Source organism: Subsaximicrobium wynnwilliamsii (assembly GCF_007997225.1).
Classification (GTDB): domain Bacteria; phylum Bacteroidota; class Bacteroidia; order Flavobacteriales; family Flavobacteriaceae; genus Psychroserpens; species Psychroserpens wynnwilliamsii.
Map to the genome: position 1 here is coordinate 21,187 of NZ_VORM01000005.1, position 12,365 is coordinate 33,551.

At 39.8% G+C, this 12,365-nt stretch carries 11 protein-coding genes; 9 read left to right on the top strand and 2 right to left on the bottom strand.

The genetic code is table 11. The features are described 5' to 3' along the window. Window positions 1-36 precede the first annotated feature (36 nt). The 5 genes from ESY88_RS05950 (at window position 37) to ESY88_RS05970 (ending at window position 5,858) form a co-directional block, all read left to right on the top strand. Window positions 37-1,287 (top strand): ATP-binding cassette domain-containing protein, encoded by a 1,251-nt coding sequence (locus ESY88_RS05950; protein ID WP_147086612.1) that lies wholly within the window; start codon window positions 37-39, stop codon window positions 1,285-1,287. Window positions 1,288-1,701: 414 nt separating this feature from the next. Then, a complete protein-coding gene (locus ESY88_RS05955) occupies window positions 1,702-2,208 on the top strand; it encodes a redoxin domain-containing protein (protein ID WP_147086611.1) in 507 nt (168 codons plus the stop codon). Between the two features lie 89 nt (window positions 2,209-2,297). After that, complete coding sequence (locus ESY88_RS05960) at window positions 2,298-3,575, top strand: FAD-dependent oxidoreductase (protein WP_147086610.1); 1,278 nt, start codon at window positions 2,298-2,300, stop codon at window positions 3,573-3,575. A 206-nt stretch (window positions 3,576-3,781) separates the two neighbouring features. Beyond that, window positions 3,782-5,239 (top strand): membrane dipeptidase, encoded by a 1,458-nt coding sequence (locus ESY88_RS05965; RefSeq protein WP_147086609.1) that lies wholly within the window; start codon window positions 3,782-3,784, stop codon window positions 5,237-5,239. A 67-nt stretch (window positions 5,240-5,306) separates the two neighbouring features. Then, entirely contained in the window at window positions 5,307-5,858 is a 552-nt protein-coding gene (locus ESY88_RS05970; protein ID WP_147086608.1) for a DUF4251 domain-containing protein, read from the top strand. A 97-nt stretch (window positions 5,859-5,955) separates the two neighbouring features. Here ESY88_RS05970 and ESY88_RS05975 read toward each other — a convergent pair whose 3' ends face one another. Then, the gene (locus tag ESY88_RS05975; RefSeq protein WP_147086607.1) at window positions 5,956-6,828 is read right to left on the bottom strand and encodes a phospholipase A; all 873 of its coding nucleotides are present in this window, start codon (window positions 6,826-6,828) and stop codon (window positions 5,956-5,958) included. Window positions 6,829-7,168: 340 nt separating this feature from the next. On the opposite strand from ESY88_RS05975, the gene ESY88_RS05980 reads away from it, so the two are divergent. Both ESY88_RS05980 and ESY88_RS05985 read left to right on the top strand, forming a co-directional pair. Continuing rightward, the gene (locus ESY88_RS05980; protein ID WP_147086606.1) at window positions 7,169-8,923 is read left to right on the top strand and encodes a hypothetical protein; all 1,755 of its coding nucleotides are present in this window, start codon (window positions 7,169-7,171) and stop codon (window positions 8,921-8,923) included. 199 nt (window positions 8,924-9,122) lie between these two features. Beyond that, on the top strand, window positions 9,123-9,635 hold the full coding sequence (locus tag ESY88_RS05985) for a hypothetical protein (RefSeq protein ID WP_147086605.1): 513 nt from the start codon (window positions 9,123-9,125) through the stop codon (window positions 9,633-9,635). Window positions 9,636-9,687: 52 nt separating this feature from the next. Here the strand turns inward: ESY88_RS05985 and ESY88_RS05990 are convergent, their stop codons facing one another. Beyond that, on the bottom strand, window positions 9,688-9,960 hold the full coding sequence (locus ESY88_RS05990; protein WP_147086604.1) for a hypothetical protein: 273 nt from the start codon (window positions 9,958-9,960) through the stop codon (window positions 9,688-9,690). Between the two features lie 375 nt (window positions 9,961-10,335). On the opposite strand from ESY88_RS05990, the gene ESY88_RS05995 reads away from it, so the two are divergent. Both ESY88_RS05995 and ESY88_RS06000 read left to right on the top strand, forming a co-directional pair. Then, the gene (locus ESY88_RS05995; protein ID WP_147086603.1) at window positions 10,336-11,718 is read left to right on the top strand and encodes an NAD-dependent succinate-semialdehyde dehydrogenase; all 1,383 of its coding nucleotides are present in this window, start codon (window positions 10,336-10,338) and stop codon (window positions 11,716-11,718) included. An 80-nt stretch (window positions 11,719-11,798) separates the two neighbouring features. Continuing rightward, complete coding sequence (locus ESY88_RS06000) at window positions 11,799-12,299, top strand: pyridoxamine 5'-phosphate oxidase family protein (RefSeq protein ID WP_147086602.1); 501 nt, start codon at window positions 11,799-11,801, stop codon at window positions 12,297-12,299. The last annotated feature ends 66 nt before the right edge of the window (window positions 12,300-12,365 follow it).

Below are 12,365 nucleotides of genomic sequence, written 5' to 3' on the forward strand. Positions count from 1 at the left end.
ACATTTTAGAACGCATGATCCCTCTAATTTTTTCAAATGAAACAGCCGCGGCATTGGTTTATCTACACCAACAATCAAAGTAACAAGAAACGGTTTTTAGACCAGCTTTACACTGGAGCGTATTTGGAGGAATACGGTCAATGCAGTCAAGACAAAACACGCTTATTTTCAGATTCAGAAATTGACCGATTGATTTCCGAAGAGGAACGTCATGATTTTAAAACTGTGACCACTCCAAATGATCAGCCTTTAAACGCCATGTCGAGTGGCGAGCAGAAAAAAGCGCTTTTCAGTGAGCTCGTCAAGCATCCGCCAGAATTGCTGATTTTAGACAATCCCTTTACGCATTTGGATATGGCATCCCAGAGCGAATTAAAACAACTGCTTTCTGAAATCGCAACTCAAAGCAGCATCATTCAGTTGAGCAGTAGGGTAGCAGATAAGCTTCCGTTTATCAAACGATGTTCTGTGCTTCAAGCTGACCATCAAATTACCGCCATTTCCGAAGCCGATTTAAAAACCCATTCTTTTCCGAAGCACATTGTATTGAATTCAAAAAACATTCCGCCGCCATTAAAACCAATGGAAATGGAGGGCAAGGAAGTCATCGTTTTCGATGCTGTAAATGTGTCCTTTGCTGAAAGACCCATACTTCAAAACATAAATTGGACGGTCAATAAAGGCGAGTTTTGGCAATTATCAGGCAAAAATGGAAGCGGAAAAACCACCTTGCTGTCAATGATTACAGGCGAAAACACCAAAGGTTACGGGCAAAATTTAGTCCTTTTCGGAAAATTGAAAGGCAGCGGCGAAAGCCTTTGGGAGATTAAGAAACAGATTGGCTATGTCACACCAGCAATGACCAGGTTGTTCAATGGCTATCATTCTGTAGTGAACATGGTAGTTTCGGGGCTTTTTGATTCCGTTGGGCTTTACCAAAAACCAAGCGATTTGCAACTCAATTTGGCAGCGCAATGGCTGGAAGTCTTGAATTTGAAGCCTCTTAAACCCACCAACTTTAAGGACTTGAGTTTAGGGCAGCAACGTTTGGTAATGATTGCCCGCGCCATGATCAAACATCCACCACTATTGATTTTAGATGAGCCTACCGCCGATTTAGACGATGACAGCGCCGCTTTGTTTGTGGCGCTCGTTAATAAAATCGCCCAAGAAAGTGATACTGCCATCATCTATGTTTCCCATAGCCTTGAACCCAGTTTGCAACCCTCGCATCACTATCTTTTGGAAGCAAATGCATTGGGTTCAACAGGCAAGGTGGTCACTTAGATTGAAAAGCTACCGTAAATGCTAAAAATCAGGATGGATTTTGGGACTTTATTGGTCTCAAATAGAGTGGAAACTATGCACTTTAGTGCATTTCGCTTTAGCTTTAAAAATGTTTTGCCACGAATTTCACAAACCTGCCTGTCCGGTAGGTAGGTTTTCACGAAACCGTTTGTTATCCAAAAACGCAGGCAATGAGATACTATTCATTTCACGAATTCAACAGACTTTCAGTCTGTTGAAAAAAATCTACGGACTTGAAGTCCATAGTGGTTTAGTTAGATGCGAAACGCTTTTTATGAAGCCTACCTAGTCTTAACTCCACTTAAGAACAATTTGGTATTGAGCTAGTTTAAGTCGGTATCAAGTTAAAAAATGAGCACAGATTTACGTTTCTTGTAGCAAAACGCTTTATATATGAAACCCAGAGAAAAAACACCAGACATTACTATTGATTTGGTAAACGACACCAAATGGAACCTTGGAGAGCAAGACCCCAAGCAATTTATCATGATTGTTTTTTACAGAGGCAAACATTGCCCAGTCTGTAAAAGTTACTTGGAGGAATTGCAAGAAAAATTGAGCAAGTTTACCGATAGAGGTGTCAATGTGATTGCCATAAGCGCCAATTCAGAAAAGCTATCCAAAGAAACCTATAAAGAATGGAACATCCCAGACATTCCCGTGGGTTTTGAATTTCCTATTGAAGACGCTAGAACATGGGGCTTATTCGTCTCTAAAGGCATTAAGGACGAAGAACCAGAGACCTTTTTTGAACCCGCCCTGTTTTTGATCAAACCCAATCAGGAATTATATTGTGCATCCATCCAAACCATGCCATTTGCAAGGCCAAGTTTTGACGATATTGTAAAAGCGATTGACTTTGTGGTAGATAAGGACTATCCGGCTAGGGGAGAAGCCTAGTTGAGATTAAGGTCTTTAATTTGCAGTTAAAATAGCGCAGCGTCTTTCGGCTTTGCGCTATTTTATTTTATCTTTATTCAGAAAAAAACATGGACAGAAAAGACTATAAAATTCACATTATTGGAGCAGGCATAAGCGGACTTCTAGCGGCGAAAACTTTAGAAAATCAAGGCTACCGCCCCACGATTATTGAAGCGACCGACCGTATTGGAGGCCGCGTCAAGACCGATATTGTGGACGGATATCAGTTAGATCATGGTTTCCAGGTTTTGCTGGATGCTTATCCCATGGCCAAGAAGCATCTGGATTACGATGCTTTAGAACTCCAAAAACTCATACCTGGCGCGGTTATATTCAAAGATGGCAGCTCAAACACCATTGGCGATCCGCTTCGGGATTTGTCCTTATTATGGTCCACAATGACCGCCAGCGTTGGGAGTTTTTCAGATAAGTTGAAGATCTTAAAGCTCAACGTTAAACTTAAGGGTCGCAGTTTAGAGACCATTTTTGCTGCGGAAGAACGCAGTACTCGCGAGTATCTGCAAGCTGAAGGATTTAGTGAGCGTATCATCTCAAATTTCTTTAAGCCGTTTTTCGCCGGAATATTTTTGGAGCCCGATTTGAAAACCTCCAGCCGTATGTTCGAATTCGTTTATAAATTATTTGGCGAAGGCATGGCAGTGCTGCCAAAGGCAGGTATCTCGGCCATTACAGAACAATTGAAATCTCAACTTAATGACACCCAGTTTAAATTCAACACCAAAGTTTCCGCAGTAAATGACGAGCATATTCTCTTAGATAATAATCAGAAATTGCAAACCCATTTTACCATTATTGCCACAGAGGCGTCGTCACTGCTTTCCAACTTAAACACAAAAACCCAATGGAAATCCTGCGATAATCTCTATTTCACGGTCAAATCCAAAACCATACAAAAACCAATCATCGGTTTGGTTGCCGATGCCGATGCACTCATCAACAATCTTTTCTACTGCAACTCCGTAGCCACCAAAAGTAAAGGAGCGCAAGAATTACTCTCAGTAACCGTTGTGAAAAAGCACGAGTTAAACGAAAAAGACTTGATTATGAAAGTGCAAGAAGACCTAAAACAATTTTGTGACATAGAACACAGCACATTTTTGAAACGCTACCAAATCTTACAAGCACTACCAGATTTAGAACATCTGCACTACGATTGTTCACCCACCGAAACCCGCATTAAACCCACCATTTTCCTCGCTGGAGACCAAATGCTCAATGGCTCGCTCAATGCCGCGATGATTGCTGGCGAAAGGGCCGCACAAGGTGTTATTTTAGCTCTGGAGGACGGACTGCGAGCAGATGGCATCACTTCAGAATATCGATAGGTTTTTTTAAGTGCGTGCACAAAATTTACATCTGGATTGCGCCGCACTAATTATCCTGCAAGATTTTTTTAAACCTGGCAGGTTTGATTGTAGTCGCATCAATACAAAATTCATGCATTCGTGCTCTTTTTCACTTCAAGCAGCGATTTTATTCCATACCTTTATAAACCAATCCATTAGCACCTACTTTATCAAAATACAGTATCATGATAACTGAGAGGAACAATTATGTGGATTTCCATTGCCATTCTGCCATAAAACCTTACGGCAAGAGTTTCAATTACAAAAAAACAGGCGTCAATAATAGCAACAGGGGCCGATCTAGCAGCATTTGGAGGTATGACCCACCGAGTTTGGGCGATAAACTGCTCAATTATGTCATTAACCTTACCAAATTTTCCCAAGCCAATTTCACAAGCCTTTCCAAAGGAGGTGTTTCTGTGGTTTGTGAATCGCTTTATCCTATTGAAAAGTATTTTTTTGAGAACAAAATCAAGAGCGAGCTCATCAAAGATATTACTGCCAATTTCGCCACTGGGCTAGGGCGCAATCGGGTGGATATGGTGCAAGCAATGACCAACTATTTTGAGGATTTAGAACGTGAATACGATTTTTACAAACAACTCAACAATGTGATTGTCAGCCTGCCCGAGGGTCGGTTTAAATACCGAATTGTTCGCAGCTATGCAGAGATTGATGCGGTTATGGAAGCCGCAAAAAAGGAGACTAACAAAATTACCACCATCTGTGTCATTATGTCCATCGAAGGCTTACATGTTTTAAACGACAGTATTGACCAACCACCCAGTGAGACCTCCTTTTTAAAAAACCTGCAAGCAATCAAGAACTGGGAAGCACCTCCATTCTTCGTGACCGTTGCCCATCATTTTTGGAACCATATCTGTGGACATGCCGAAAGTTTTACCAAATTGGTAAAATCCAAGGTAGACCAATCTGAAGGTTTGAATCTTGGATTTACCGCCATGGGCATTAAGATTGTGCATGCTTTGCTGAGTACTGAGAATGGCAAGCGCATCCTCATTGATGTGAAGCACATGAGCGTGGCGTCCCGAACAGAATATTATGCACTTTTAGACCAAAATGCAGACTATAAGAACATCCCTATTATCGCGAGCCATGCGGCTGCAAATGGGATGCGTTCTTTTGAGGACACAACGCAAAGTGGCTCCAAGGTGGCGAATCAATTGAAAGCTGTGGATATCAATATCTACAATGCGGAGCTCATTCGCATTGCAAAGAGCAAAGGAATTCTAGGCTTGCAGTTAGACGAAAGACGCGTGGCCAGTGAGGCTACCTTAAAAGCGACCAGGCAGTCCTTGAGCAGATCCAAAATCATGCATTATCGCTCAGAGCTCTTATGGAACCAGATCCAACACATTGCTGAAGTACTCGATCATGAGCAGCTGTTTGCTTGGGATTGCATCGCTATAGGCAGTGATTTTGATGGCATCATAGACCCTTTAAATTCATTTTGGACCGCAGAAGAATTGCCTTTTTTAGCCGATTTTTTAGAAAGGCATGCCTATAATTACCTTAAGGGCGCCAAGTTCAAAGTAGAAGCCAATGCCATACAAGCCGATGAAGTGATCGCACGCGTGATGTCTAAAAACGGAATGGCATTCCTTAAAACGCATTTCGTGTGATGCTTTTTGGGACGAAATTAAGAAAGGGAATCTCCTCTTTTCGTATCTTATAAAAAATACCTTTGTTATGAAATTCATCTATTGCTTTGTATTTATAGCACTTTCGCTTTTTGCCTGTGGTAGCTCTAAATCCACTGCCACCCCCGCAGAGATTGAGAATTTAAAGAAAATGGTAGAGCAACGAGCCTTCGAAATAGAATCAGATTACGCATATCCCGTGACGACCACTGCTTTGATGAGCCTTCAAAATGCTGGACTTTTTCTTGATGGCAGTAATGCCAGTAGCGTGAGTTTAATAGGCAACCCCAATTATTTGCGAGTGAAGGGAGATTCGGTATTTGCAGAGTTACCCTATTTTGGAGAAGTTCAAATGCCAAGTTATCCTTCGAGAGATAATGGCATCCATTTCAAAACGCTTTTGGAAGATTATGAAGCGAACCAAAATGAAAAAAGTAAAGCGTATGACTTAAAGTTTGGTGCAAATGGTACCGATGAATCTTACAACGTATTCATTACGCTTTTCCCCAACGGAAGAAGCTCAATTCGCATTTCGGGCAGCAAACGCAACTCTATAGAATATACTGGCGAGGTCAAAAAATGGAGTCGAGAAAAAGATTGATGAAAGTTGTTCAAGGCAGTTAGTCAATAATGAAACAACTGGTTAAAGCTTAAATCCCAAATCCCGAATTCCAAATTCCTAATCCCTAATTCCCAGTTTACTTCCTGAACTTCAAGAACAAGTCCTTAAACACAATCCCAATACGGATGCGGTGAACATGCTGGTCATAAGTGATGAGATCTTCAGAATAGCCCAAGAAATACTGCAGGTAGATAAATTGTTCTGAGGCTTGTGAGATCCTATAATTTGCCCCCAATAATAAACTTCCTATGGCATCCCAACTAAAAGCCTTCCGCATTTCTGCCTCAAAAATAAAATCTTCATCCAGTTTGTAAGCCAGATCCAGTTGTTGGAATCCGCGGTAATCGGTAATGTCGGCATTTCCCGTTTTTGAGCCTACAGGCAACCAAACTTTAAGTGTTCCTGTAAAATCATCAGATAGATAGCGCCTGTAAATTAGGGACAAACGGTTCCAGGAACGGGAGCTATCTGCATCTCTTCCGTTGCTCTCATGTTCAAACTGAAACTGCAAAAACCCGTTGAACTCCTTATTTCTATACAAAGGCTTTACCAAGGCCAGTGAAGGGTTGTAATTGGTTTCTCGAAACGGAAGCGATTTTTTATAAATATCCCAAAAGGCCGTTTGTTGATAGGTAAAAAACAAATAGGTGTCAAAAGGCAAGGTTTTATTCGTCAAGCGTTGCTTGAAACCTATTTTGAGTTTGCCATCGCTATTATTGGCATCTGGGGTTTCGCCAATGGTGGTACCAGTGATAAAATAATTGTCATTGTGAATACTGAAGGATGGCATGGTTTTGATCACATTAATGACCACAGTGCTATCTTTAGAGATGTCCTGTTGTGCGTTTGTGCTCATAAAAACAAACAGCATCCAAAAGGAAGCTAATGCTTTTAAAGCAAGATTATTTAATGTGTACTTCGTCTGAAAGTCTTTGGCGAATTGTATCATCTAGCTTACGTTATATGAATGCGGCGTCTTATTGCCATCTCGAAAATTAATTCGCAAAGATAAGTAGAACGGGATTTAATATTTTGGCAATGCTATATTAAAAAACATTTAATTCTAGAAAATCCAACTATTCCCTTTAGTCAGGGCAAAATTAAGTGAATTTTCGGCATCATGTTCGTGCCCTTTCCCTAAAGGGCGACATGATGCCTAAAATTGTAGTGCTCAGTCATAATATCTGTTTTAAAATAGAGCCAAATGCTTTTAATTATCTTGATAATCTTATTGACTTTAGGCTAAAAAGCAATATTTTTATAGTGATCGTGACCTAATTAAAACCAAAGTGCTAAAATCAATCTATTTATTCACCATGGCGTTGTTCTGGTTTTCTATTGCTGTATCTCAGGACAATGCGGCAAAATCTAAAAAGGCATTAGCCGAATTTAAGGCGATTACCGCAGCCATGAACGCAGAGTTTCCCGAAGATAAAGCGAATACCTTTAGACGCAGTAGTTTTACCGATAAACAATTACAAAGCTACCTTTCTCAGCATTTTCAGCGCTTAGATTTACTACCCAAGATCGAGGGACAGCATGCGCTAAAGTTGAATGCTTACAATTACTCAGGCAACTGGTTTCTGCAAATTGGTTTTCCCAGAGAATCCATAAAGTGTTATGATAAATTTTTTAAGTATTATGAGGGGAGCAAAACGGCGCTTACTGCGACCGAACTTGTTTCCTTAGCTAATAAAATCACATATTCATATGCCAGTCTCGCCAAAAATTTGGCTGAAATAGGCGACCTTGCCAGTGCTCAAAAGATACACAAAGACAATATCGCTTATGCCGAAAAGAACAAGGATGTGTATTATCCCTCGGCATTAAATAATTACGGCCTCTATTTTTACTGGTATAAAAAGGACTTAGATTCTGCAGCTATCTATTTTAATACGGCCTATGAAATCACTAAACAAAATTTTACAGAGCACACAATTATCGGAAGTATTAGAGATAATATCGCCGATCTCAATTTAGACAAAGGCCGTTTAAGGGATGCCTTAAGTTTATATGAAATAAATTTTGAATTTTATAAGCGTGCCATTAACGAAAACACCTTAGAAAAGGATTATCCCAGATTGATCAGCGCTGGCTCACAGGTGGTTTCGACAAGCGCAAAATTAGGCGATTTGGGAAAGGCTGAAAAAGCTTTTGATGAATTACGTATTATTGTTGAAGGAGCAAAAAATGCTGCACTAGGTAGCGCAAGCTCCACTTTAGGATTTTTAGAAGCTAAAGAACAGTTGCTTTTCCATAGCAATAAGTTAGCCGAGGCTTACCAAACAACAAAAACCATTAGGCGGTTTTCAGATAGCCTAAATAGGGTTGCAGAGAAAGCAGAAGAAATTTGGCGTCAAGAGTTGAATGACGTAACCCTAGACCGGGTTGCGCTCAATTTTGAGATCGATAAGTTGCAAACCGAAAATAAGATCAAAAAACAACGGTCCCGCTTATGGATTTCCGGACTTTTATCTTCTGTCTTCATTATCATATTATTGTTTCTTTTTCTTAGCCGAAGGCAACGCCTCATAAATGCTAAAAACGAGAAACTCTTGGCAGAACATAAATTTGAAAATTCTGTTTTGAAAGTGAAACAGCTAAACTCCGAAATTGAATCAAAGAAACGGGATTTGACCGACTTTGCAATCAGTCTTACACAAAACCAAGATTGGATTAAGGATATTTCAACCCAATTTGAGCAGATTAAAGCATCCCAAACCAGCCAAAAGGAAGAATTATTGATGCAGTTGGAACATGATATCGCCAATAAAATCAATTATGACGATGAGACCAAAATCTTTTTTGAGCGCTTGGCCAAACTAAGCGATACCTTCTACAAAAAATTAAACGCCGCTTTTCCAAATTTGAGTAAGAATGAGATTAATCTGTGCTCGTTAATCCGACTGAAAATTGAAAGCAGAAGCATCGCTACGCTTCAAAATATCACGCTTGCCTCGTTGAACACGAGTAGGTATCGATTGAGAAAAAAATTAGACCTTTCCGAAGCCACCGATTTAGACATTTTCATTCAAAACCTTTAATTATTTTATAATCAGTTATTTATAGGCTTTCAGGCTAAGATTGTCTATCGGTTGTCTATTCCTTGTGCATTGTCTGTCTATGTCCCTTTTAAGGTTTGAACAAAGACTTGAACTAATTTAGCAGTGTTGTAAAAAAAGCAATATAATACTGTATCTCTACAACAAAGATGTATTAGCAACACTTAAAACCTTATCAATTATGAAAACAATTATTATGGGATTGATAGTTTCCCTCATCACGACAGCTGTACTTGCGCAACACGAAAATGTAATGGTCACTTCTTTTGAAACTTCCAATCATAAGGTTTATGAGAAATCAGCTGCTAATAGTAATTATATTAATGCTGCGCTAGAAAAGACAGTGGCAAAGCGCATAGCGACCTTAGAGGATATTGTGGCAAATTATGATATCAAACAAGAATCCATTTATAGCCCTAACAAAAAAACCACCTATACGGTAGATTTTAAGCAAAACTCAGATCACATCAAAGCCATTTATGATCAAGAGGGTTTGATTATCAAAACGGAAGAGGCTTATAACAATGTTAGAATGCCTTACAGCATAAGCGGTAAGCTGGCTCAGAATTACCCAGGTTGGTCCTTTGAAAACGTGAAATGCCTTATTACGTATTCAAACGGTGACAAAAGGATAGCCTATCATGTCGAACTCGCTAAAGGGAGAGATTCTAAATTGGTCGAGCTTATCCATTAATAGCAATGATTAGATCTAGATATAAAACAGAATCCTTTTTGATTCTGTTTTTTTATGCACTTTCATAACGTCGCTGCATTACAGTGTCTTTAATCAGTAATAGACTATTGACCACAGCTGTCAACTCAAAGTTTAAGAAACGTGGGTTTTTCTTGCTGAATTGTGGAATCTGATACGCGTACAAACTCTGATTGCCTTTTTTTACCCGCACAAAGTACGAGTCTTTGTCTGCATCTAAAATAACCGAGCTCTTATAATTACTTTCGGTCAATAACCAGTAACACAAACTATTAATTTGATTGAATAAGGAAAGATTTGCGTCCATAATAGATTAAATTTAAGTGAGTTAGGAATATTAATTCACAACAAACTTAGGTCATTTAGCGGCGAGCGAAAATTTTTCTTGTTGAAGTTAAGTCTTTGTCCGACAAAGAGAAGGCCATAGCACTTTATCGGCAAATAATTGATTTTGTGGAGTATAGATATTAAAATCAATTAAATGGCTTCAGCGAATCTCGAGCAATACACATGATGCGTCTCCCGCAAATAATTCAATTTAAGTTATAAATACCCAGCTCTACTAAGTTTATCTATAAATACCGTTATTGACCAATCGCATTAATTTTTGAAGCGATACAGTCCGTTTTGCAGGCATAGAGTTAATATCTTGGAGAGAACGAACATTTAAAAGAAACTTAACATGAGTGACAAAACATTTGACACAATAAATCCTTTTACGGAAGAAAAAATAAAAAGCTATACCTACATGACAGAAAAAGAAGCGGTTTCGGCTGTTGAAAAATGTCATGAAGCCTTCTTAAAATGGAAACATAAATCCCTAGACGAGCGTGGGAAAGTCGTTGCAGCTATAGGTAAGGAACTTAACAAAAATAAAGAAGCCTTAGCAAAGCTGATGACCAATGAAATGGGGAAACTCATCAAACAAGGCCATCAGGAAGTAGAACTTTGTGCAGGCATCTGTGAATATACAGCAACTGAAGGCAAAAAGAGCCTACAAGATGAAGAGCGCATCATGGCGAATGGTGGAAAGGGCGTGATTCAATACGCACCAATCGGAGTCATCTACGGCATTCAACCTTGGAATTTCCCTACCTATCAGGTAATTCGCTATGCCGTTGTTAACTTAATGGCGGGAAACGGAGTGCTCCTAAAACATGCCAACAATGTTACTGGTTCTGCGTTAATGCTCAAAGATATTTTTGAGAGCGCTGGCCTACCCAAGGATTTATTTACGGTGCTAATTATGGATCACGATACTTCAGATAAAGTGATAGAACATGAGCTTGTAAGGGGCGTGACTTTGACTGGAAGTTCTGGAGCTGGGAAAGTAATAGCCAAAAAAGCGGCCGAATTTCTTAAGAAAACCGTTTTAGAACTGGGTAGTAATGATGCTTATTTGGTATTTGAAGATGCCGATATTGAATTGGCAGCAAAAACCTGCGTACAGGGGCGTATCTATAATAACGGCGAAACCTGTGTCGCAGCCAAACGCTTTGTCGTTGCAGAAAAAGTGTATGACCAATTTAAGGAAGCTTTTGTAAAAGGTATGAAAGCCATAAATCACGGCGATCCAACCAAAGACGATTCTAAAATGGGGCCAATGGCCAGAAAGGATTTACGTGAAATCTTGCATGATCAGGTTGAGAAATCGGTAAATAAAGGTGCCAAAATCCTTTGTGGCGGGGAAATGCCTAAAGAGAAAGGCTATTTCTACCCGTCAACCGTTTTGGAAAACGTAAAACCAGGTCAGCCTGCCTATGACGATGAGTTGTTCGGCCCTGTGGCTTCACTCATTAAGGCGAAAGATAATGACGATGCCATGCGTATAGCCAACGACAGTAGATTTGGCCTAGGTGGTGGTATTTTTTCAAAAGATGAGGAAAAAGCGGTTGAATTTGCCAAGTCCCATTTTGATACAGGAATCGTCAATATCAATTCTTTCGGTTTAGCGCATCCCAGCATGCCTTTTGGTGGCGTCAAAAATTCTGGCTACGGAAGAGAGCATGGCGGCTTTGGCATCAAGGAATTTGTAAATGTCAAGTCAATAATGCGATCAAAATAAACTAATAAATTATTCCAAGTGCCCAAGCTAATGTTCCGACCTTGCTTGGGCGCTTCATTATAAAATCATTTAAAAAAATTATGAGTAAGACAAATCTATATAATCAAGAAGCTATCGATAAAATAAAGGATATGGCAGAATCCATCGACTTTTGCATGTTCGCAACACGTTTAGGGCAAAAGCCATTTCACGTGATTCCCATGAGTACCAAAAAAGTGGACCTCAACGGGCATGTTTGGTTTCTAAGCGGAAAGGATAGCGATCACAATAAGAACATCCATAAAGATAACAGTGTGGAGGTCATGTACAGCAAACCTGGCGACATGTCTTTTATGACGATTCATGGTACAGCGAGCATTAACACTGAAAAATCCATTCTAAAAGAACTTTACGGCTCGAGTGATGACAACTGGTTTGATGGTCTTGACGACCCTAGTTTAACTGCGATTCAGGTTAAACCTTTAGAAGCGCATTATTGGGAACCAAAACACAACAAGCTGGTTACGCTTTTCAAAATGAGTGTTGGTGCCTTTTCTGGAGAACAACCAGATAGTAGCGAACATGGCGACATCAAAGCCTAATTGCACTATTTATTTTTCATATAAAGGTCTTGGAACATTGGGTTTCGCGGCTTTTTTTTCTTCGGA